This window comes from Paracoccus litorisediminis (genome assembly GCF_009711205.1).
GTDB classification, from domain to species: domain Bacteria; phylum Pseudomonadota; class Alphaproteobacteria; order Rhodobacterales; family Rhodobacteraceae; genus Paracoccus; species Paracoccus litorisediminis.
The window spans coordinates 156601-178178 of record NZ_WMIG01000006.1 but is presented as its reverse complement, the minus strand read 5'-3'; the positions used below and the strand labels follow the sequence as shown (position 1 = coordinate 178178).

Below are 21578 nucleotides of genomic sequence, written 5' to 3'. Positions count from 1 at the left end.
AAGGCTTGGTTCTTTCTGCTGGGAGTAGCGGATGGACGGCATTGCGACCCCGCGACTGGTTTTGAACGATGTCATCGTGAACTTCTCGGCCGGCACGCTGCGGACCGCGAAGGGGCTGGATGTACCGCTGCGCGCGCAAAGCTTCGCGGTGCTGCGCGAGCTGGTCCGCCATCGTGGCGATGTGGTCGAAAAGGACGCCCTGATCGACGCGGTCTGGAAGGGCGTCGCCGTCACCGATGACAGTCTGGTTCAGTGCATCAGCGAGATACGACGCGCGCTTGGCGACACGGATCGCAGCCTGCTCAAGACCGTGCCGCGGCGCGGCTACCGGCTGGACCTGTCCGAGGATGTGCGTCTTGAAGCGTTGCGTCCGCAGTCGGCGCGGGGACTGCTGGTACTGGGTCTGCTGGCGCTGTTGCTGATCCTTGCGCTGTGGCACAGGCCCGGTCAGGTCGTGCCCGGGCCGCCGCGCATCGCCGTGCTGCCCTTTGCCAATCTGGGCCCCGATCCGGCGCTTGATCCGATCGGCAGGGGCGTGGCCGAGGATATCGTCTCGATTCTGGCGAAGTCCCCGGATGTGACCGTCATCGCGCGCAATTCCTCGTTCCGCTATGGTGCCGAGCCGGTGGATGTGCGCCGCATCGGTCGTGAATTGGGGGCGGATTTCGTGCTGGACGGCAGCGTCCGGCGCAGCGGCGATGGGCTACGGATCGTGGCGCAATTGAGCGATGTCGCGACCGGCCAAAGCCTGTGGTCCGAGCGCTTCGACCGATCGGGTCCGGATGCGGTCGCGCCGCAGGATGAGGTGACCGCGCAGATCATCTCCAGCCTGACCGGCGAGGAGAACGCGATGAAGCGGGTGCTGTATCGGCAGGCATGGGAAAGCGCGCCCTCGCGATTGGGCGAATACGGATATTACCTGCGCGGTCTTGACCTGTTTAGCGGCGCGCACAGCTCCGAGGATAACGACCGCGCGGGCCGGATCTGGGCGCAGGGTCTGGGTCATTACCCGGATTCGGCGCTGCTCAAGGTGAAGCTGGGTTGGTATCATTGGGCCGCGCATTGGACCTATCGCAGCGCCCAAGGTGCCGCCCATATTGCCGAGGCCGAGCGGCTGGCCAATCAGGTCACGGGCAGCATGGACCTGACGCCCGAAATCCGGCGTCAGCTGCATTGGCTGAATGCCTTTCTGCGGACACAGCGCCGCGATTTCGACGGCGCGGTGGCCGAGGCCCGGATGGCGGTCGAGTTGTCGCCCTTTGATGCGCGGATGCTGAGCAGTCTGGCCGAGGTGCTGATCTGCGCAGGCGACTATCGCAATGCACTTGGATGGATCGATCAGGCCGTCGCGTGGGAGCCCGACCTGAAGCCAGCGGCGCATGCATCTAGGGGGAATGCCTATCGCCTGATGGGTCGTGATGCGCAGGCCGTGATCGAATTCCAGCAGGTTCCCGACCTGTCACCCCGCATGAACCTGAGCGCGGCGATTTCGCTGATGCAACTGGGCAGGCCAGCGGAGGCACGGGAATGGACCGCCAAGGCCGCCCGCCATAGGCCCATGATGACACAGGACGGCTGGCGAGACACCAGTTGCCACCGCAATCCCGTGATCGTCGCAGCCGAGCTGGCCGCGCTGTCGCGGGCGGGACTTCCGCGCTAAAGCCCCGCGCCGCTGATGGGTTTAACCCTGCCAGCCCTCGCGGGTCAGCGCCGGGGTCTTGGAATGAAAGCTCCAGCCGGGGATCAGGTATTGCATCGCCGCCGCATCGTTCCTTGCCGTCTGGGGCAGGGTTTCGTGCAGGCGATGCGCCTGGGCCAATGCCGCTTCGTCGATCTCGACGCCAAGGCCGGGACGGTCGGGAACCTGCACCTTGCCGCCTTGGATCAGCGGCGGTTCCTTGGTGATGCGCTGGCCGTCCTGCCAGATCCAATGCGTGTCCAGCGCGGTGATCTTGCCCGGAGCGGCCGCCGCAACCTGCGTGAACATCATCAGCGACACGTCGAAATGGTTGTTCGAATGCGAGCCCCAGGTCATGCCCCAGCGGTCGCAAAGCTGCGCCACCTCGACCGAGCCCTGCATGGTCCAGAAATGCGGATCGGCCAGCGGGATATCGACCGCGCCCGCGCGGATGGCATGGCCCATCTCGCGCCAGTCGGTGGCGATCATGTTGGTGGCGGTGGGCAGGCCAGTGGCGCGGCGGAACTCGGCCATGGTCTCGCGCCCGGAATAGCCCGGCTCGGGGCCGCAGGGGTCCTCGGCATAGGCAAGGACGCCTTTCAGCGGCGACAGATAACGGATCGCGTCCTTCAGCAACCATGCCCCGTTCGGGTCAAGCGTTACCCGCGCCTCGGGGAAGCTGGCGGCCAGATCGGCGACGATGGCGGCCTCGTCCTCGCCATGCAGCACGCCGCCCTTCAGCTTGAAATCCTTGAAGCCGTAGCGGGCCTCGGCAGCCTCGGCCAGACGGCGGACGGAAGCCGCGTCCAAGGCCACTTCGTCGCGCAGGCGCAGCCAGTCATCGCCCTTGCCGCCCGAACGGTAGCCCAGCGGGGTGCGGCTCCGGTCGCCGATGAAGAACAGATAACCCAGCATCTCGACTTCGCTGCGCTGCTGGCCTTCGGCCAGAAGGGCGCAGACCGGCAACTCAAGAAACTGGCCCAGCAGGTCCAGCAGCGCGCATTCCAGCGCTGCGACGACGTGGATCGTGGTGCGCAGGTCGAAGGTCTGCTGCCCGCGCCCGCCGCTGTCGCGTGCCGCAAAGGTCGTTCCGACCTGCCGCATGAGGGCGCGGTAATTCCCGATAGGCTGGCCGATCAGCAGGGGGGCCGCATCCTCAAGCGTCTGACGAATCGCCGTGCCGCCCGGAACCTCGCCAATCCCGGTCGCGCCGCGTGAATCGGTGATCAGGACGATATTGCGGGTGAACCACGGCGCATGCGCGCCCGACAGGTTCAGCAGCATGCTGTCCTGCCCCGCCACCGGCACGACCCGGATGCTGCGGATCACGGGCGATCCCGCGCCATTCGCCCAGTCCTTGCCCGCCGGGCGTTCCAGAGTGGTGTCGTCGGACATCTTGTCCCTCCTGCTGTCGTGATGGTGCGGTCTGCCCTTGGCAGGCCGATGCAAGGTCATGAAAAGTAATCGGGATGCATCGTGCGCAGCTGTTCGATCTGCGAGATCGTTCCGCCCAGATGCTCGCGCATCGCGCGTACCGCAGCGTCGGGATCGCCAGCTTCGATGGCGTCGATGACGTCCATATGCCCGGCGATGATCGAGGATACCCGCCCCTGCGCATTGTGCAGCCGCCGGGCGCGCTCAAGATGGCCCGACCTTTCGCGGATCAGGCGATGCAGCGGGCTGCGCCCAACCGCCGCGAACAGCGTGTTGTGAAAGACCTCGTCCAGTTCCTGGAACATGGTGACCTGATTGGGGTCCTGCGCCACCGCCTCCTGCATGCGGATGATCGAGCGCGCGCGGGTCAGCAGATCGCGGTCGGGCGACAGCGCCAGATTGCGCGCCACTTCGCATTCCAGCGCCGTGCGCAGGAAATGCGCCTCGTAGATCTGAGGGATGTCGATGCGCGTCACCACGGTCTTGGACTGCGGGTAGATGCGGACCAACCCCTCCAGATGCAGCTTTTGCAGCGCCTCACGCAGGGGGGTCAGGCTGACGCCATAGGTCTCGGTCAGTTCATTGCGGGCCAGCGTCATGTCAGGCGGCAGGTCGAACGAGATGATTCGCTGCCGCAGATCCTCATAGACGCGCTGGACCGTGCCGCCCGCCGAGGCCGCGGTTTCCGAAGGGCTGAACGCCGCGAATAGGGTCTTTGTCATGGCGCGATCCTGCATGGAATGGCGGGTTTTTGTGATCCCGCGATTCATGATTGATATTCTTATCTGACTAATATATCAGTTCCTCATCCCGCTCAAGCGTTTCATGGCGTCACGGCCAGCGGTCGCGCATGCATCCGAGCGGACGAGGGAGGACTGGATGCAAAAGAAAAAGGAATATGCGGATCTGCGCTCGGCGCGCTGGATGGTGCCCGATGACCAGCGGTCCTTTGGCCACCGCTCGCGGACCATGCAGATGGGCTACGCCCCCGAGGATTGGGAGGGAAAACCCATCGTCGCGATCATCAATACATGGTCGGACGCCCAGCCCTGCCACATGCATTTCAAGGACCGGGTGGATTGGGTCAAACGCGGCATCCTGCAGGCGGGCGGCTTCCCGATGGAGCTGCCGGCGCTGTCGCTGTCTGAAAACTTCGTCAAGCCGACCACCATGCTTTATCGCAATATGCTGGCGATGGAGACTGAAGAGCTGCTGCGCTCGCACCCGATCGACGGCGCGGTGCTGATGGGCGGTTGCGACAAGACCACGCCGGGTCTGGTCATGGGCGCGCTCAGCATGGGTGTGCCCTTCATCTACCTGCCTGCCGGTCCGATGCTGCGCGGGAATTACGCCGGCAAGTATCTGGGCTCGGGCACCGACGGCTTCAAATACTGGGATGAGCGCCGCGCGGGCACGATCTCCAAGGAAGAATGGCAGGGGATCGAGGGCGGCATCGCGCGGTCCTACGGCCATTGCATGACCATGGGCACCGCCTCGACCATGACGGCGATTGCCGATGCGATGGGGCTGACGCTGCCCGGCGCATCGTCGATCCCGGCGGCGGATGCCAATCACCAGCGCATGTCGGCATCCTGCGGGCGGCGCATCGTCGAGATGATCTGGGAGGATTTGACCCCCGATCAGATCGTGACGCCTGCCGCCGTCAACAATGCGGTGACGGTCGCCATGGCCACGGGCTGTTCGACCAATGCCATCATCCACCTGATCGCCATGGCGCGCCGCGCCGGCGTTCCGCTGGAGCTGGACGATCTGGATCGCATTGGCCGCACCACCCCGGTCATCGCCAATATCCGCCCCTCGGGTTCGACCTACCTGATGGAGGATTTCTACTACGCGGGCGGGTTGCGCGCGCTGATGAAGCAACTGGGCGACAAGCTGGACCCCTCCGCCATTACCGTCACCGGCAAGCCGCTGACCGACGGGCTGGATGAGGTCAAGATCTGGAACGAGGATGTCATTCGCCCGCTCTCGAACCCGGTCTATCACGAGGGCTCGCTTGCGGTCTTGAAGGGCAACCTTTGCCCCGATGGTGCGGTCATCAAGCCTGCCGCCTGTGACGCGAAATTCCATCGCCATACCGGCCCGGCGCTGGTCGCCGACAGCTATGCCGAGATGAAGGCGATCATCGACGATCCTGATTATCCGCTGACGCCGGAAACCGTGCTGGTCCTGCGCAATGCCGGGCCGCAGGGCGGGCCGGGGATGCCGGAATGGGGGATGATCCCGATGCCCAAGGCGCTGCTGAAGCTGGGCCTGCGCGACATGGTGCGGATTTCCGATGCGCGCATGTCGGGGACCAGCTTCGGGGCCTGCGTGCTGCATGTCTCGCCCGAGGCTTTCGTCGGCGGGCCGCTGGCACTGCTGAAAACCGGCGACATGGTGGAACTCGATATCCCCGCGCGGTCCCTGAACATGCTGGTCGATGAGGCCGAACTGGCCGCCCGCCGCGAAGCTTGGCAGGCACCCGAACCCCGCTACCAGCGCGGTTATGGGCTGATGTTCAGCAAGCATATCGAGCAGGCCGACAAGGGCTGCGACTTCGATTTCCTGAAAACCGAATACGGCGGCAAGACGCCGGAACCCGCGATCAACTAAGGGGGGAATGTCATGTTGGATATCTCACAGCGCCTGATCCCGGCGCAACCGCCCAAGGCGGGTTTCGCCGCCGGTCCCGCGACGCAGGATGCGATCAAGACGATCAAGCTGTCGCTGGCCTATCTGCCGCTGGCCCGCCCGATCAGCGATGCCAAGGTTCTGACCGGACGGCAGAAACCGCTGACCGAGGTGGCCTTCCTTTTCTGCGAGATCGAAACCGAATCCGGCCATTCCGGCCTAGGCTTCAGCTATTCCAAGCGTGCGGGCGGCCGCGCCCTTTACGCCCATGCCTGCGAGATCGCCGACAATCTGCTGGGCGAGGACCCGAATGACATCGCCCGGCTTTGGGACAAGCTGTGCTGGGCGGGCGCTTCGGTCGGGCGCTCGGGGGTGGCGACGCAGGCGATTGCCGCCATCGATATCTGCCTGTGGGACCTGAAAGCCAAACGCGCGGGCCTGCCGCTGGCCAAGCTGCTTGGCGCGTATCGCGACGGCGTCGCCTGCTACAATACCTCGGGTGGGTTCCTGTCTTCGTCCATCGATGAGATCAAGGCAGCCATCGACAAGTCGCTGGATGCGGGCATTGGCGGCATCAAGATCAAGGTCGGCCAGCCCGACCCGATGGAGGACCTGCGCCGCATCGACGCCGTGACCCAGCATCTGAACGGTCGCGCGCCGCTGATGGTGGACGCGAACCAGCAATGGGACCGCGTGACGGCGCTTCGCTTCGGGCGTCTGGTCGAGCCCTTGAACCTCGAATGGATCGAGGAACCGCTGGACGCCTATGATGCCGAGGGTCATGCCCTGCTGGCCCGCGAATTGGCGACGCCGATTGCCACCGGCGAGATGCTGGCCTCGAGCGATGAGCATATGGCGCTGATCCGCGCCGATGCGGTCGATTTCATCCAGCCCGACGCACCGCGCGTTGGCGGCATCACCCAGTTCCTGAAAATCTGCGCGCAGGCCGAGGTCAAGCGCATGCGTCTTGCCCCGCATTTCGCGATGGAGATCCACCTGCATCTGGCCGCCGCCTATCCGCACGAACCTTGGGTCGAGCATTTCGATTGGCTTGCACCACTCTTCAACGAAGAACTGGAAATCCGCGATGGCCGCATGATCGTGCCGGCGCGCCCGGGTCTGGGCTGTTCGCTGACCGGCAAGGCCCGCGACTGGACCGTTGAAACCACCACTTTCGGAGGCTGAGCCCGTGAATCCCGCTACTCGTGAAAAACTGATGGGCGTCTCGGTCGCCACTTTGTGTTCGGCGCTGTATAAACGCGGCCTGCGCAACCAGACCATTCAGGATGTGCGCCCGGTCGAGCGCAAGGGTCGCAATATGGTCGGCCCGGCCTTTACCCTGCGCTACATGCCCGCGCGCGAGGACCGCAACCCGATGACGGTCTTCCGCAACCCCGACCACCCGCAGCGTGCCGCGATCGAGCAATGCCCGGAAGGCCATGTCATGGTCATGGATAGCCGCAAGGATGCCCGCGCGGCATCCGCAGGCGATATCCTGATCACCCGGCTGATGGTCCGGGGCGGCGCGGGCGTCGTCACCGATGGCGGTTTCCGCGACTCGATGTCCATCGGCGCGCTGGAAATCCCGGCCTATCACCACCGAGCTTCCTCGCCGACGAACCTGACCCTGCATGAGGCCATCGACATCAACGTGCCGATCGGCTGCGGCGATGTGGCGGTCTTCCCCGGCGATATCGTGGTCGGCGACGATGACAGCGTCATCATCATCCCCGCCGAAATCGCCGATGAGATCGCCGATGAGGCCGTCGAGATGACGGCTTACGAAGATTTCGTCACCGAACGCGTCAAGGGCGGCGCCACGATCATCGGGCTTTACCCGGCGACGGATGAAAAGAACCTCGAGATCTTCGCCGAATGGCGCAAGGCCAACGGTCGCTGAACCAACCTGCCGGGGGCGGTCCGCCCGCCCCCTTCTGCCCAATGACGGAGAGACCATGCCCCTCATCGATAGCGAGGCGCTGACCGATTTCGCGCAAGCGCTTCTGTCCGCCGCCGGAATGGAACCCGACAAGGCCGAAGCCACCGCCCGCGTGCTGGTCGAGGGCGATATGATCGGCCATGAGACCCATGGCGTCGGTCTGTTGCCTTGGTATCTGGACGCCTTGGCCGATGGCTCGCTGCGAAAGGCGGGGGATTATGAGGTTGTCAGCGACAAGGGGGCGAGCTTCGTCTGGGACGGTCGGCTTTTGCCCGGTGCATGGCTGCTGACCCGTGCGTTGGAACAGGCAGCGGAGCGCGTCGGCCAATATGGCGTGGTGACGGCGGCCATCCGCAACACCCATCATACATGTGCGCTCTCGGCCTATATGCGAAAGCTGACGGATCGCGGGCTGATCGTGCAGATTTCCTGTTCCAATCCGGCGGCCTCACGCGTCGCGCCCTATGGCGGGACGAAACCGCTGCTGACACCGAACCCGATTGCGGCGGCCTTCCCGACCTCGGGCGATCCGGTTTTGATCGACGTCTCGACCTCGATCACCACGACCACGATGACCCAGACACTGGCCAAGGCCGGTCAGAAATTCCCCGAAGCCTGGGCGCTGACTGCGGCGGGCGAGCCGACCGACGATCCGCGCGAGGTCACCGAACATGGCGGCTCGCTGCTGCCGCTGGGCGGCGCGTTGAAGGGGCACAAGGGCTATGGCCTTGGGCTGATGGTCGAGCTGCTGGGGCAGGGGCTGTCCGGCAAGGGCCGCGCCAATACCGCGCCGGGACCCTTGGCGCAAAGCGCCTTCATTCAGGTGATCGACCCCGAGGCATTCGCCGGGATCGACGCCTTCCGCGAGCAATCGGACTGGCTGGCCGAGGCCTGCCGCAGCAATCCGCCGGGACCCGCGACGCGGGGAGCTGTCCGAGTTCCCGGCGATTCCGCTGCCCGCCACCATCGCGCTGCCCTGGCCGACGGGGTTCCCGTCGATGACGCCCTGTGGCCGCGGATCGCGGATCGCGCACTGGCGCTTGGCGTCCCCTTGCCGACAGTGCGGGGCTAAGACATGGTCCAGTCCCTGCACGACCGCCCGAACAATCTGCTGGCCGCCGCCGGCATGATGGTGGCGGCAACCGTGCTGGGTGCCTGCGACGGGGTGATCGTGCGGCTGCTGGCCGGCGGCGTGCATCCCTTCATCATAGGCTTCTTCAGGGCCGCCTTCGGACTGATCTTCCTGCTGCCCTGGATCGTCAAAAGCGGCGATCTGATGGGATCGCCCTATCGCTGGCTGCATGTGCTGCGGGCGGGGCTGAAGCTGGCCTCGCTGCTGGCGCTGTTCGTGGCCTTTGCCAATGCGCCCCTGTCGGACGTGACGGCGATCAGCTTCTCGACCCCGATCTTCCTGTTGATCGGCGCCTGCCTGCTGCTGGGGGAACGGATGACGCCCGCCCGTGCGATGTCGGTCGGCGTTGGGTTTCTGGGCATGCTGATCATCATCCGGCCGGGCGCGGGCGGCTTCGATCCGGCGCTGCTGTTTGCCTTGGCCGGGGCGGTTCTGACCGCCGCAATTCAGCTGATCCTGAAGGGCATGTCCGGACACGACCGTCCCGACCGGCTGGTGGCATGGAACCTGATTGCCATGGTGCCGCTGGCGCTGCTGCTGGCGTTGACCGTCTGGAAAACGCCGACCTCGGGCCAGCTGATGCTGCTTGCCCTGCAAGGCGTGCTTGGGGCGGCCAGTCAGGGGCTGATTACACGGGCGTTTTCGATGGCCGATGCCTCGTTCCTGGCACCGCTGGACTTCCTGCGCCTGCCAGTTATCGCCTTGCTCGCATTCGCTTTTTTCCACGAGGTCGCCGGTGTGTCGACCTGGATCGGGGCGGCGGTCATTATCGCCGCCATCGTGACCGGCACCATGGCGCGGGGGCGAACATAAAGGGTTCTAAAACTTCTAAGATGCACTAATATATTACTTAGGAGTTGATTCGGAAGGACAAGCGCCGAGGAGGGCGCTGAACGAAGCGACTTGAACATGGGAGGAAACATGAAAGCGACCCTTATCGGCGCGCTGCTGGCGAGTACCATCGCGAGCGGGGCAGCCTATGCGCAAGCCAATCACGACGTCACCATCGTGCTCAGCGAAGAGCTGGAGCTGATCGACCCCTGCATGTCGTCGCAGTCGAATATCGGGCGTGTCCTGCTGGGCAATATCAGCGAGACGCTGACCGTCTATGAACCCGCGACCGCCACGCTGAAGCCGCTTCTGGCCGAAAGCTGGGAAGAAACCCAGCCCGGCACCTGGCGCTTCAAGCTGCGTCCCGGCGTCACCTTCTCGGACGGGACCGACTTCAAGGCGCAGGACGTGATCCATTCGCTTGAGCGCACGATCAGCGACAAGATGACCTGCGAGATCGGCGGCAAGTATTTCGGTGGTTTCAAGATCACCGCCACCAAGGTCGACGACCTGACCGTCGACATCACCACCGACCCGGCCCAGCCGATCCTGCCGCTGCTGATGTCCTCGCTGACCATCGTCCCCGAGGAAACCCCGCTGGAAATGCAGCAAAAGCCGATCGGCACCGGTCCCTATGAGATGTCCGAGCGCAATATCGGAACGAACATCATCCTGACCCAGCGCGACGGCTACTGGGGCGACAAACCGACCGTGACCAAGGCCACTTACGTCTTCCGCGATGACAGCGCCGTCCGCGCCGCCATGGTCGAAGTCGGCGAGGCTGACATTGCCCCGGTCATCAGCGAGCTGGACGCGACCAATGCCGCGACCGATTTCGCCTATCCGAACTCGGAAACCACCTATCTGCGCGTCGATCACGCCACCGCGCCGCTGAACGACCGTCGTGTCCGCGAGGCGATGAACCTTGCCATCGACCGCGACGCCTTCATCGGCACGCTGGTCGCCAAGGATGCGCAAAAGGCTACCGCCGTGGTTCCGCCGACGACGCTGGGCTATAACAAGGATCTGAAGCCCTATCCCTTCGATCCCGAGCGCGCCAAGCAACTGCTGGAGGAAGCCAAGGCCGCCGGTGTCCCGGTGGATCAGGAAATCCTGATCGTCGGTCGTCTGGGGATGTTCCCCAACATCACCGAGATCCTTGAGGCCATGTCGCAGATGCTGAACGACGTGGGCTTCAACACCAAGCTGCAGATGACCGAAGTCGCGGAATACAACACCTACTACAACCGCCCCTTCGGCGAAGGTCGTGGTCCGCAACTGGTCGCCGCCCAGCATGACAATGCCAAGGGCGACCCGGTCTTCTCGATGTACTTCAAATATGGCACCGAGGGGCTGCAATCGGGTCTGGTCTATCCGGAACTCGACGCCGAGATCTCGAAGGCGACCGAGGCCAGCGGTGACAACCGCGCCGCCCTGTGGTCGGATGTGATGAAGGACATCCACGAGAACCTCATCGGCGATGTCGAGATGTTCCACATGGTTGGCTTCAGCCGCGTCAATCCGCGTCTGGACTACACGCCGACGATTTCGACGAACAGCGAACTTCGCCTGTCGGAAATCGGCTTCAAGTGATCTGACTACGGGGGGCGGCGGTGCTGTCCCCCATTGCCTCACGCGACTGGCCGCAAGGCCCCCGGTCGAGGAACCCGATATGAAAAGCTTCATCGGCAAGCGGGCCATCGCGAGTGCGATTTCCCTCGTTGGCCTTGTCATCCTTGTCTTCTTCCTGTCCCGTCTGACGGGCGATCCCACCGATCTGTATCTGCCGATCGACGCCACGCAGGAAATGCGTGACAAATTCCGCGAACTGCACGGGCTGAACGATCCGCTGATCGTCCAATTCGGGCGCTATGTCTGGGACCTGCTGCATTTCGACTTCGGCGACTCGATCCGACAGGCCCGCCCGGCGATGGATGTCGTTCTGGAAGGCTTCCGCTGGACGCTGACCCTTGCCGTCATCACCATGACGCTGGTCACGGTCGCGGCCATCGTCATCGGCTCGCTCGCCGCCTTCAAGGTCGGCGGCGTCTTCGACCGGATCAGCAGCTTCTTTTCGCTGATCGGGGCCTCGGCCCCGGATTTCTGGATCGCCATCGTCGGCATCGTGATCTTTGCGGTGCAATTGCGCTGGCTGCCGACCTCGGGGACGGGGACGGTCTGGCACTGGGTGCTGCCGATCGCGGTGCTGTTCATCCGCCCCTTCGGGCTGATCCTGCAAGTCGTGCGCGGCTCGATGATCACGGCGCTGTCCTCGGCCTATGTGAAAACCGCCAAGGCCAAGGGCGTGCCGCCGCGCCCGATCATCTTTGTCCACGGCCTGCGCAACGCCATGCTGCCGGTCATCACCGTGATCGGCGATCAGGCGGCGGGCATCCTGAACGGTGCGGTGGTCGTGGAAACCATCTTTGGCTTTCCCGGCATCGGCAAGCTGATGATCGACGCCATCCTGCAACGCGATTTCGCGGTGATCCTTGCCGCGATCATGGTCTCGGCCGTGGCCATCTTCATCATGAATCTCTTGATCGACCTCGCCTATGCGATGCTTGATCCTCGCATCCGGTATTGAGTCATGACCATGAGCCAAACCAACACAACGACCACCCAGAAAGAGCGCGGACGCTTCGGAACCTTCATCCGATTGCTCTGGGCCGATAAATTCGCCTTCTTCGCCGCGCTGTTCCTGCTGGTTGTCGTGCTTTGCGCGATCTTCGGCCCGATCTGGCTGTCGGATGAGGCGACACGCCAGAACCTGCGCGGCCGCAATGCGCCCCCGTTCGAGCTGGCGCGCGGCTTCCTTTACATCCTCGGCGCGGACCAACTGGGCCGCCCGCTGCTGCCGCGCATCATTGTCGCGGCGCAAAACACCATGGCGGTCGCCGCAGGCGCAGTGATCTGTTCGATGATCATCGGCTCGTCGCTGGGGCTGGTCGCGGGCTATTCGCGCTCGCGCTGGAGCGGCGCGATCATGCGCCTTGGCGATGTGATCATGTCCTTCCCGTCGCTGCTTTTGGCGGTGATCGTGCTGTATATGCTGGAACCTTCAGTTGCGAATATCGTGCTGGTTCTGGCGATCACCCGCATCCCGATCTATCTGCGCACCACCCGCGCCGAGGTTCTGGAAGTGCGCGAGCGCATGTTCATCTCGGCCGCCCGCGTCATGGGCACCTCGGATATGCGCATCGTCTTCCGCCATATCCTGCCCGTGGTGCTGCCGACGCTGATCACCATTGCTACGCTGGATTTCGCCTTTGTCATGCTGGCGGAAAGCTCGCTGTCCTTCCTGGGTATCGGCATCCAACCGCCCGAGATCACCTGGGGCCTGATGGTCAGCCAGGGCCGTCCGTACCTCACGAACGCATGGTGGCTGTCCTTCTGGCCGGGTCTGGCGATCATCCTGACCACGCTTTCGCTGAACCTTCTGTCGGCTTGGATGCGGATCGCGCTTGATCCGGTGCAGCGCTGGCGCCTTGAAATGGGAGGCCGCAAGAATGGCTGATCATCTGCTTGAGGTCCGCAACCTTTCGGTCGATTTCCACACCGCCGCCGGAACCGTCAGCGCTGTCCGCAATGTCAGCTGGCATCTGGACCGGGGCGAGACGCTGGCAATCTTGGGCGAATCCGGTTCGGGCAAATCCGTCTCGGCCTCGACGATCATGAACCTGATCGACATGCCGCCGGGCGAGATCAAATCGGGCGAGGTCCTGTTCGAGGGCCGCGACCTGCTGAAGATGACGGATGAGCAGCGCCGCAGCCTGAACGGCAAGCGCATCGCGATGATCTTTCAGGACCCGCTGAGCCATCTGAACCCGGTCTATACCGTCGGCTGGCAGATCTGCGAGATCATGCGCGTCCATGATGTGCCCGCCGACAAGGCGCGGGCACGCACGCTGGAACTGCTGAAGCGCGTCGGCATCACCGATCCCGAAGCCGCGATGGGCAAATACCCGCATGAGTTCTCGGGCGGGCAGCGGCAACGTCTGATGATCGCAATGGCACTGGCGCTGAAGCCCGACATCCTGATCGCGGATGAGCCGACCACCGCGCTGGACGTGACGGTGCAGGCGCAGGTGCTGGCCTTGCTGGAGGAATTGCAGCAGGAAACCGGCATGGGTCTGCTGCTGATCACCCATGATCTGGGTGTCGTGGCCGAGATCGCCGACCGCGTCGTGGTGATGAACCGTGGTGAGGTCGTTGAAAGCGGGGAGGCCGCCGAGGTCTATCGCAACCCCAAGCATCCCTATACCAAGCGCCTGATCGACGCCGCTCCCGGCAAGGGTGAAACGCGGGAAGAGGGCGACCGCAAGGGCGAGCCTCTGTTGCGTGTCGAACGCTTGCAGCAGCATTACGGCGGCTTCCAAGCGCTGAAGGGTGCAAGCTTCACCATCATGCCGGGCGAGACCGTGGCCATCGTGGGCGAATCCGGCTCGGGCAAGTCGACCATGGCGCGGGCCATCCTGCGTCTGGATGAGCCCAGCGGCGGCAAGGTGATCTGGAAGGGCCGTGACCTGCTGCAGATGTCGCCGAAGGAGATCTTTGCGATCCGTCGCGATATCCAGATGGTCTTCCAAGACCCGACGCAATCGCTGAATCCGCGGATGACGGTCTATCAGATCATCTCGGAAGCATGGGTCGTCCATCCCGAAATCCTGCCGAAAGCCCGCTGGAAGGAACGCGTCGCGGAACTGCTGGTGCAGGTGGGCCTGCAACCCGACATGGCGCGGCGTTATCCGCACCAATTCTCGGGCGGGCAGCGCCAACGCATCGCCATCGCCCGCGCGCTGGCCTTGGAACCCAAGCTGATCATCTGCGATGAGGCGGTTTCGGCGCTGGACGTGTCGATCCAAGCGCAGGTGATCGAGCTGCTGGACGGGCTGCGCCGTGATCTGGGCCTGTCCTATCTGTTCATTGCCCATGATCTGCCGGTGGTTCGCGACTTTGCCGACCGGGTCATCGTCATGAAATCCGGTGAGATCGTCGAGGAAGGTCCGACCGGCCAGATTTTCGACCATCCGCTTCAGCCCTATACGCGGGCGCTGCTGGCTGCCTCGCTTGATCCCGACCCCGAAGTTCAGGCGGCGCGACGCGCGATCCGCCTGTCAGAAGGACTTGTTCCCGCATGAAACAGAATGTTCTTGTCTGCACCCCGATCCGGCCAGAGAAACTGGCGATTCTCGAAGATACCTACAACGTCTTTCCGCTGTATAAGTTGACCGACACCGTCGAGCGTGAGGCCCTCATCGACAAGGCTGGCGAAACCTGCACGGCCATGGTCAGCAATGGCCATTTCCCCGCCGATGACGCCTTCCTGACGCGGCTGCCGCATCTGCAGATCGCTGCCTGCTCCTCGGTCGGGTATGAGACGCTGGACGTGGACGCGATGACCCGCCGTGGCATCCGCTTCACCAATACGCCCGACGTGCTGACCGATGACGTGGCCGATATCGCGATCCTTCTGATGCTGGCCGTGCGCCGCAATCTAGTGGTGGGCGATGCCTATGTCCGCTCGGGTGACTGGGGTCGCAAGGGGATGCTGCCGCTGACCCGCACCACCTCGGGGCGCAAGGTCGGTATCGTCGGTCTGGGCCGGATCGGCGCCGCCATCGCCAAGCGCTGCGCGGCATTGGGGATGGAGATCGGCTATTATGGCCGCGCGCCGAAACCCGGCGTGCCCTACCAGTATTTCGGAGACGTGATCGAAATGGCGGGCTGGTCTGATGTGCTGATCGCCGCCGCCTCGGGTGGTCCGGAAACGGCGCATCTGGTCTCGGCTGCTGCGCTGGACGCGCTGGGGCCGGAAGGCAGCTTCATCAATATCTCGCGCGGCTCGGTGGTGGACGAATCCGCGCTGCTTGATGCGCTGGAAAGCGGGCGGCTGGGCTCGGCCGGGCTGGATGTATTCCTGAATGAGCCGAATCCCGATCCGCGTTTCGGGAAACTTTCGAACGTCGTTCTGTATCCGCACCATGCCAGCGGCACGGTCGAGACCCGGGACAAGATGTCCCAGCTGGTCGTCGACAATCTGGCCGCGCATTATGCCGGGCAGCCTTTGCTGACACCGGTCAACTAGGAGAATCCGAATGCAGGTTGCAGTCATCACCGGTGCCGGTAGCGGCATCGGGCGGGCAGTTGCTGTCGAATTGGCAGGGCGCGGCTGGTCCTTGGTCCTGGCCGGTCGCCGTCAGGATGCCCTTGAGGAAACCGCGCGTCTGGCCGGAGGGGGCTTGCCGGTTCCGACCGACGTGGCCGATCCGGCCTCGGTCGCGGCGCTGTTTGCCGCCGCCAAGGACGAATATGGTCGGGTCGATCTGCTGTTCAACAATGCCGGCACCAACACCCCCGCCGTTCCGTTCGAGACCCTGCCACCCGAGGATCTGGCCACGGTCATCGCCACCAACCTGACCGGGCCGATCTTCTGCGCGCAGGCCGCCGTGGCGATGATGAAGGCGCAGGACCCGCAGGGCGGGCGCATCATCAACAATGGTTCGGTCTCGGCCTACGGTCCGCGTCCGCACAGCCTGGCCTATACCGCCTCGAAACACGGGATCACCGGGCTGACGAAAAGTCTGATCCTTGATTGCCGGGATTTCGGAATTGCGGTCAGCCAGATCGATATCGGCAATGCCGCGACCGCGCGCACCGACCGCATGTCTCAGGGTGTGCCGCAGGCCAATGGCACGACGGCGATCGAGTCGCGCATGGATGTCGGGCTGCTGGCCCGTCAGGTGGCGGATCTGGCGGTGATGCCGCTGGAGGTGATGGTGCCTTTCCTGACCATCATGCCGCGGACGATGCCGCTTTACGGCAGGGGATGATCCCCTGCCGCAAGGCGTGATCAGGCGTTCTGCAGCTCGCCGTGGTCCTCGCTTGCCATGATCTCGCGGTCGGTCTGGCCAAGGATCTGCGAGGTGATGGTGCCGGCGGTCATCGAGCCGTTCACGTTCAGCGCGGTGCGGCCCATGTCGATCAGCGGCTCGACCGAGATCAGCAGCGCGACCAGCGTGACCGGCAGACCCATGGCGGGCAGGACGATCAGCGCGGCCATCGTCGCTCCGCCGCCGACGCCAGCGACCCCGGCGGAACTCAGCGTGACGATGGCGACCAGCGTGGCGATCCATGCCGGGTCCAGCGGGTTGATGCCCACGGTCGGCGCGACCATGACGGCCAGCATCGCCGGGTAAAGCCCGGCACAGCCATTCTGCCCGATCGTCGCCCCGAAGGACGCGGCAAAAGACGCGATGGTCTGCGGCACGCCCAGACGGCGGGTCTGGATCTCGACGTTCAGCGGGATCGATGCGGCGCTGGAACGGCTGGAAAAGGCGAAGGTCAGCGCGGGTAGAACCTTCTTGAAGAAGGTCACCGGATTGACGCCGGTCAGGGTCAGAAGGATCGCGTGGACCCCGAACATGATGCCCAGCCCGATATAGGACGCGATCACGAACTTGCCGAGGTTGAAGATGTCCCCCGCATTCGAGGTCGCGGCCATCTTGGTCATCAGCGCCATGACACCGAAGGGGGTCAGCGCCATGATCAGCCGCACCAGCTGGGTGATCCAGGCTTGCATCAGGTCGATAAATGCGATCAGGCGGTGGCCTTTTTCGGGGTCACGGTTGACCAGCCGGATGGCCGCCGCGCCAAGGAAGGCGGCAAAGACCACGACCGAAATGATCGAGGTCGGATTGGCACCGGTCAGATCGGCGAAGGGGTTTTTCGGGATGAAGGACAGGATCAGCTGCGGAACCGTCAGGTCGGCGACCTTGGGTGCATAGGTGGTGTTCAGCGTCTCAAGCCGGGCGCTTTCCGCCACGCCATGGGCCAGCCCCTCGGCGGTCAGGCCAAAGCTGAGAACCATGATAACCCCGACCAGCGCGGCAATCGCCGTGGTCAGCAGAAGCGTGCCCAGCGTCAGCACCGAGATCCGCCCCAGCGCCGAGGCGTCATGCAGCTTCGACACCGCATTCAGGATGGCGACAAAGACCAGCGGCATGACGATCATCTGCAGCAACTGCACATAGCCGTTGCCGACGATGTTGATCCAGCTGATCGTCTGCTTGATCGTTTCGGAGCCCGAGCCATACAGCATCTGTAGCGCGACGCCGAACAGCGTCCCGATGACAAGGGCGATGAAGACCCTGACCGACAGCGACAGATCACGCGTCTGCAACTGATGGATCGCGAATAACAGGGCTATGAATACGATCAGGTTGATGAATACGAGCGCCATGACGCTTCTCCGGCAGTGGACGGGACCATAGGAGTATTCATATCGGCCGGCGGAATTAAGGGGGCCGGGAAAATAAGCATATGCATATCCCTGCGGCGCGGATAGCCATGATAATGTTCCGCAAGCCGCAGGGGTTCCGGGAAATCATCGCCCGAATTGCGGCGATTCAGACCGCGTGTGGAACGAAAGGGTCCAGAATCCGGCAACCCGAGGGGCGGAAATCCGCCACATTCCCCGTCACCACCGTCGCGTCATGGGCCAGGGCGGTGGCCGCGATCAGCAGATCGGCGCCATCATGACCGATCCGGGCGGAAAGCCTGCCCCAGATTTGTGCCTCGGTCGCGGTGAAGGGCAGCAGGCGATCGGCAAACAGCGTTACCGTGCGTGTCAGCCAGTCCCGCAGGTCGCGGGCAAAGGGCGGGTTCACCTCTTCTTGCCGGGCAATGCCGCGCTCGATCTCTCCCAGCGTCACCACTGACAGGTAAAGCTGCGATTCGTCCTGACGGGTCAGCCATGCGGCGACATCGGGGCTGCGCTCGGGGCGGCGCAGCGCCGACAGGACATTGGTGTCAAGAATCAGCATGAATCAGAACTGGACATCGCGCGGCCGGACGGTCTGGCGCGGGGTCTCGGGGGCAACACCCGGAAAATCCAGCAGATGCGCGATGAACGAGCCGCGATTTTCCGCCGCTGCCGCCCGCATCCGGTCATATTCCGCCGCAGACAGCACGACGACCGCGGGCTTGCCGCGACGGGTGACCTGTTGCGGCTGGCCGGACATGGCAGCCTCGACTACGGCCGAGAAACGGTTCTTGGCGTCTTGAAGCGTCCACATGGCGACCTCAACTAGCTAGCTATCTGGCTAGATAGATAGGGCGTGGACGCGGTGATTTCAATGAAAAACGCCCGGTGCGGAACACCGGGCGTTCTGATTTTTGCGATTGGACCGGCTTAGCGCAGGCGCAACTGACGGGCGAACCATAGTGCCGCCATGGTGCAAAGCGCACCCGACAGCAGGTAAAGCCCGGCGGCCGGCAGGCCCAGCCACGAGGACAGCGCCAGTGCCGCCAGCGGAGCGAAGCCCGCGCCGAACAGCCATGCCAGATCCGAGACGATGGCCGAGCCGGTATAGCGGCGGCGCGGCTCGAACAGCGAAGCGACCGCACCCGAGCTTTGGCCGAAGCTGAGGCCAAGGATGATGAAGCCGATGATCATGTAGACCGCCTCGCCGATCTGGTTGCCCGAAAGCAGCAGCGGCGCGAACAGGCTGAAGATCGCGATGGCGACCGCGCAGCGGAACAGCAGCTTGCGGTGGCCGATATGGTCGGCGACCACGCCCGACAGGATGATGGCGAGGAAGCCGCAGGCCGCGGCAAGCGCCTCGATCACCAGGAAGTTGGACAGGGTCTCGTTGGTGTAGAGATAGATCCAGGACAGCGGGAAGACCGTGACCATGTGGAACAGCGCAAAGCTGGCCAGCGGCACGAAGGCCCCGACAAGGATCGTGTGGCCGTCATTGGCGATGGCCGCGCGGAAGCTGGTCGGCTCAAGCTCATGATCCTCGAAGGCTTGCGCGTATTCCGGGGTGACCACGATGCGCAGACGGGCGAACAGCGCCACGACGTTGATCGCGAAGGCCACAAAGAACGGGTAGCGCCAGCCCCAGCTCAGGAAGTCTTCCTGCGACATGTTCGACAGGAGATAGGCGAAAAGCAGGCTGGCGACGATCAGGCCGACCGGCGCGCCAAGCTGCGGCGCCATGACATAAAGACCGCGACGATCTTCCGGCGCGTTCATGTTCAGAAGCGAGGGCAGACCGTCCCATGCGCCGCCAAGGGCGATGCCCTGACCGATTCGCAACAGGCAGAGCACCGCGATCGAGGCCGCGCCGATCTGGTCGTAGGACGGGATCAGACCCATGCCGACGGTCGAGGTACCAAGAATCATCAGCGACAGCGTCAGCTTGGTGCCTTTGCCGTAGCGGCGGTCGATCACGGTAAACAGGGCCGTGCCCAGCGGGCGGGCAAGGAAGGCCAGCGCGAAGACCGCGAAGGACCAAAGCGTCGCAGTCAACGGATCCGCAAAGGAAAAATACCGATGCGGAAAGATGATGACCGAAGCGATCGCGAAAACGAAGAAGTCGAAGAACTCGGACGAGCGTCCGATGATCACGCCGACCGCGATGTCGGACGGGCGGACATCATGTCCGGCGGCCTCACGAGGAAGGTTGGAAGAGGAGGGCGTAGCTGCGCACATGTCTAGCTGACCTATCAGGGGCACCCGACAGCGTGGGGGGCGAGGGGACTTTAAGGCAATAGTGGGGGCGTTCTTCGTCTGGTCAACGCAGATGTTCAAGATGCGCAGGGTGTGGCAAATTGTCCTATGTCTGTCGCGGACCCGAACCATTAGGGGGTGGCCGATCTACCCCTCCCTACGCCCCCTCTTCAGCTGAGGTTACGGCTTTCATGCGTATACTCCCCCGACTGGCGCGCTTTCTCGCGCTTGCCCCCGCTATTCTCGCGCTCTCCGCTTGTAAGATGGAGGTGCTCAAGCCCTCCGGCGACATCGCGGAGCGCCAAAAGGATCTGCTTCTGGCCTCGACCGGCCTGATGCTCATCATCATCATTCCGGTGATGGTGCTGATTGTGCTGTTCGCCTGGCGCTACCGCGCCTCGAACAAAAACGCGCCCTATCGCCCCGATTGGGACCACTCGACCAAGTTCGAGCTGGTGATCTGGGCTGCGCCGCTGATCATCATCATCTGCCTTGGCGCGCTGACCTGGGTCGGCACGCATCTTCTGGACCCCTACCGTCCGCTGGACCGACTAAGCGCAAGCGAACCGGTCCCGGAGCAGGACCCGTTCCGCGTCGAGGTCGTCGCGCTGGACTGGAAATGGCTGTTCATCTACCCGGAACAAGGTGTCGCCTCGATCAACGAGCTGGCTGTCCCGGTCAACCGCGAGATCGAGTTCAGCCTGACCTCGTCCTCGGTGATGAACGCCTTCTACATCCCGGCCATGGCTGGCATGCTTTATGCAATGCCCGGCATGGAGACCACGCTGCACGGCGTCTTCAACCATGGCGGCGAATATCAGGGGCTTGCCTCGCATTATTCGGGCCACGGCTTCTCGGGGATGCGCTTCAAGGCGCATGCGCTTGATCAGGCCGAATTCGACCAATGGGTCGACGAAGCCCGTGCCGCTGGCGGTACGCTGGACCGTGCGAAATATCTTGAGCTCGAAGCACCGACCGAGAACGTGAAGCCGATGACCTTCGCGCAGACCGATCCGGAACTGTTCGACCGCGTGGTCAACATGTGCGTCGAAGAAGGTAAGATCTGCATGGCCGAGATGATGGCGCTGGATGCCAAGGGTGGCACCGGCCTGGCCGGGACCATCAACATGGCCCAGCTGACCCATGACAAGGAAATCCGTCGCGGCCTTGCCCGCCCGGTTCTGGGGCAAGAGCCCTTCATGGTCACCAGCTTCTGCACCCCCGCGGATTCGGCACGCATGTTCTCGGACCTGCGCCAGTCGCAGCCGGTCGTCCGCGTCGACCAGACGCCGATGCGCGGCATTGCCTTGCCCCGCCCCGACAACCGCCTTGGTCTGGGGCTGAGCATGCCCCGGCTCATCCAGGACGCGCGGCGACCCGACGCCGTCGACAAGCAACTCTGAGCCGGAGTCCC

At 63.9% G+C, this 21578-nt stretch carries 19 protein-coding genes; 13 read left to right on the top strand and 6 right to left on the bottom strand.

Annotation, left to right across the window (positions count from 1 at the left end; all coding sequences use genetic code 11):
- Positions 1-31: 31 nt before the first annotated feature.
- Entirely contained in the window at positions 32-1660 is a 1629-nt protein-coding gene (locus GL300_RS13430) for a winged helix-turn-helix domain-containing protein (RefSeq protein WP_155040143.1), read from the top strand.
- Positions 1661-1681: 21 nt separating this feature from the next.
- Here GL300_RS13430 and GL300_RS13425 read toward each other — a convergent pair whose 3' ends face one another.
- Positions 1682-3073: an enolase C-terminal domain-like protein gene (locus GL300_RS13425; RefSeq protein WP_155040142.1), complete on the bottom strand. Its 1392-nt coding sequence runs from the start codon at positions 3071-3073 to the stop codon at positions 1682-1684.
- 56 nt (positions 3074-3129) lie between these two features.
- Positions 3130-3834 (bottom strand): GntR family transcriptional regulator, encoded by a 705-nt coding sequence (locus GL300_RS13420; RefSeq protein WP_155040141.1) that lies wholly within the window; start codon positions 3832-3834, stop codon positions 3130-3132.
- A 157-nt stretch (positions 3835-3991) separates the two neighbouring features.
- Between GL300_RS13420 and araD the strand changes: the two genes are divergently transcribed.
- The 11 genes from araD (at position 3992) to GL300_RS13365 (ending at position 16481) form a co-directional block, all read left to right on the top strand.
- Positions 3992-5728 carry an L-arabinonate dehydratase gene (araD, locus tag GL300_RS13415; protein WP_155040140.1) on the top strand — a complete coding sequence of 579 codons (1737 nt, stop codon included), beginning with the start codon at positions 3992-3994 and terminating at the stop codon, positions 5726-5728.
- Positions 5729-5740: 12 nt separating this feature from the next.
- Positions 5741-6931 carry an L-talarate/galactarate dehydratase gene (locus GL300_RS13410; RefSeq protein ID WP_155040139.1) on the top strand — a complete coding sequence of 397 codons (1191 nt, stop codon included), beginning with the start codon at positions 5741-5743 and terminating at the stop codon, positions 6929-6931.
- Positions 6932-6935: 4 nt separating this feature from the next.
- Positions 6936-7646 carry a ribonuclease activity regulator RraA gene (locus GL300_RS13405; protein WP_343043038.1) on the top strand — a complete coding sequence of 237 codons (711 nt, stop codon included), beginning with the start codon at positions 6936-6938 and terminating at the stop codon, positions 7644-7646.
- A 55-nt stretch (positions 7647-7701) separates the two neighbouring features.
- Positions 7702-8757 (top strand): Ldh family oxidoreductase, encoded by a 1056-nt coding sequence (locus GL300_RS13400; protein WP_155040138.1) that lies wholly within the window; start codon positions 7702-7704, stop codon positions 8755-8757.
- Positions 8758-8760: 3 nt separating this feature from the next.
- A complete protein-coding gene (locus GL300_RS13395; RefSeq protein WP_246195173.1) occupies positions 8761-9630 on the top strand; it encodes a DMT family transporter in 870 nt (289 codons plus the stop codon).
- A gap of 108 nt (positions 9631-9738) precedes the next feature.
- Entirely contained in the window at positions 9739-11241 is a 1503-nt protein-coding gene (locus GL300_RS13390; RefSeq protein WP_155040137.1) for an ABC transporter substrate-binding protein, read from the top strand.
- A gap of 79 nt (positions 11242-11320) precedes the next feature.
- The gene (locus tag GL300_RS13385; protein ID WP_155040136.1) at positions 11321-12235 is read left to right on the top strand and encodes an ABC transporter permease; all 915 of its coding nucleotides are present in this window, start codon (positions 11321-11323) and stop codon (positions 12233-12235) included.
- 9 nt (positions 12236-12244) lie between these two features.
- Positions 12245-13165, top strand: coding sequence for an ABC transporter permease (locus tag GL300_RS13380; RefSeq protein ID WP_211595073.1), 921 nt, complete (start codon positions 12245-12247; stop codon positions 13163-13165).
- Entirely contained in the window at positions 13158-14789 is a 1632-nt protein-coding gene (locus GL300_RS13375) for an ABC transporter ATP-binding protein (protein WP_155040134.1), read from the top strand. The genes GL300_RS13380 and GL300_RS13375 overlap by 8 nt, the downstream gene beginning before the upstream one ends.
- A complete protein-coding gene (locus GL300_RS13370; RefSeq protein WP_155040133.1) occupies positions 14786-15736 on the top strand; it encodes a 2-hydroxyacid dehydrogenase in 951 nt (316 codons plus the stop codon). The genes GL300_RS13375 and GL300_RS13370 overlap by 4 nt, the downstream gene beginning before the upstream one ends.
- 10 nt (positions 15737-15746) lie before the next feature.
- A complete protein-coding gene (locus tag GL300_RS13365; protein WP_155040132.1) occupies positions 15747-16481 on the top strand; it encodes an SDR family oxidoreductase in 735 nt (244 codons plus the stop codon).
- Between the two features lie 20 nt (positions 16482-16501).
- Here GL300_RS13365 and GL300_RS13360 read toward each other — a convergent pair whose 3' ends face one another.
- The 4 genes from GL300_RS13360 to GL300_RS13345 all read right to left on the bottom strand — a co-directional run bounded on the left by GL300_RS13360 (position 16502) and on the right by GL300_RS13345 (position 20146).
- Complete coding sequence (locus GL300_RS13360) at positions 16502-17890, bottom strand: L-cystine transporter (RefSeq protein WP_155040131.1); 1389 nt, start codon at positions 17888-17890, stop codon at positions 16502-16504.
- Between the two features lie 166 nt (positions 17891-18056).
- On the bottom strand, positions 18057-18473 hold the full coding sequence (locus GL300_RS13355) for a type II toxin-antitoxin system VapC family toxin (RefSeq protein WP_155040130.1): 417 nt from the start codon (positions 18471-18473) through the stop codon (positions 18057-18059).
- Between the two features lie 3 nt (positions 18474-18476).
- Positions 18477-18725 (bottom strand): type II toxin-antitoxin system Phd/YefM family antitoxin, encoded by a 249-nt coding sequence (locus GL300_RS13350; protein WP_155040129.1) that lies wholly within the window; start codon positions 18723-18725, stop codon positions 18477-18479.
- Positions 18726-18841: 116 nt separating this feature from the next.
- Positions 18842-20146, bottom strand: coding sequence for an MFS transporter (locus GL300_RS13345; RefSeq protein WP_155040128.1), 1305 nt, complete (start codon positions 20144-20146; stop codon positions 18842-18844).
- Between the two features lie 281 nt (positions 20147-20427).
- Between GL300_RS13345 and cyoA the strand changes: the two genes are divergently transcribed.
- Positions 20428-21567 (top strand): ubiquinol oxidase subunit II, encoded by a 1140-nt coding sequence (gene cyoA / locus GL300_RS13340; protein ID WP_246195184.1) that lies wholly within the window; start codon positions 20428-20430, stop codon positions 21565-21567.
- Positions 21568-21578 lie beyond the last annotated feature (11 nt).

Coding starts and splice junctions, on each gene's coding strand:
- GL300_RS13430 (WP_155040143.1), top strand. CDS start 32: ATGGACGGCATTGCGACCCCGCGACTGGTTTTGAACGATGTCATCGTG.
- GL300_RS13425 (WP_155040142.1), bottom strand. CDS start 3,073: ATGTCCGACGACACCACTCTGGAACGCCCGGCGGGCAAGGACTGGGCG.
- GL300_RS13420 (WP_155040141.1), bottom strand. CDS start 3,834: ATGACAAAGACCCTATTCGCGGCGTTCAGCCCTTCGGAAACCGCGGCC.
- araD (WP_155040140.1), top strand. CDS start 3,992: ATGCAAAAGAAAAAGGAATATGCGGATCTGCGCTCGGCGCGCTGGATG.
- GL300_RS13410 (WP_155040139.1), top strand. CDS start 5,741: ATGTTGGATATCTCACAGCGCCTGATCCCGGCGCAACCGCCCAAGGCG.
- GL300_RS13400 (WP_155040138.1), top strand. CDS start 7,702: ATGCCCCTCATCGATAGCGAGGCGCTGACCGATTTCGCGCAAGCGCTT.
- GL300_RS13395 (WP_246195173.1), top strand. CDS start 8,761: ATGGTCCAGTCCCTGCACGACCGCCCGAACAATCTGCTGGCCGCCGCC.
- GL300_RS13390 (WP_155040137.1), top strand. CDS start 9,739: ATGAAAGCGACCCTTATCGGCGCGCTGCTGGCGAGTACCATCGCGAGC.
- GL300_RS13385 (WP_155040136.1), top strand. CDS start 11,321: ATGAAAAGCTTCATCGGCAAGCGGGCCATCGCGAGTGCGATTTCCCTC.
- GL300_RS13380 (WP_211595073.1), top strand. CDS start 12,245: ATGAGCCAAACCAACACAACGACCACCCAGAAAGAGCGCGGACGCTTC.
- GL300_RS13375 (WP_155040134.1), top strand. CDS start 13,158: ATGGCTGATCATCTGCTTGAGGTCCGCAACCTTTCGGTCGATTTCCAC.
- GL300_RS13370 (WP_155040133.1), top strand. CDS start 14,786: ATGAAACAGAATGTTCTTGTCTGCACCCCGATCCGGCCAGAGAAACTG.
- GL300_RS13365 (WP_155040132.1), top strand. CDS start 15,747: ATGCAGGTTGCAGTCATCACCGGTGCCGGTAGCGGCATCGGGCGGGCA.
- GL300_RS13360 (WP_155040131.1), bottom strand. CDS start 17,890: ATGGCGCTCGTATTCATCAACCTGATCGTATTCATAGCCCTGTTATTC.
- GL300_RS13355 (WP_155040130.1), bottom strand. CDS start 18,473: ATGCTGATTCTTGACACCAATGTCCTGTCGGCGCTGCGCCGCCCCGAG.
- GL300_RS13350 (WP_155040129.1), bottom strand. CDS start 18,725: ATGTGGACGCTTCAAGACGCCAAGAACCGTTTCTCGGCCGTAGTCGAG.
- GL300_RS13345 (WP_155040128.1), bottom strand. CDS start 20,146: ATGTGCGCAGCTACGCCCTCCTCTTCCAACCTTCCTCGTGAGGCCGCC.
- cyoA (WP_246195184.1), top strand. CDS start 20,428: ATGGAGGTGCTCAAGCCCTCCGGCGACATCGCGGAGCGCCAAAAGGAT.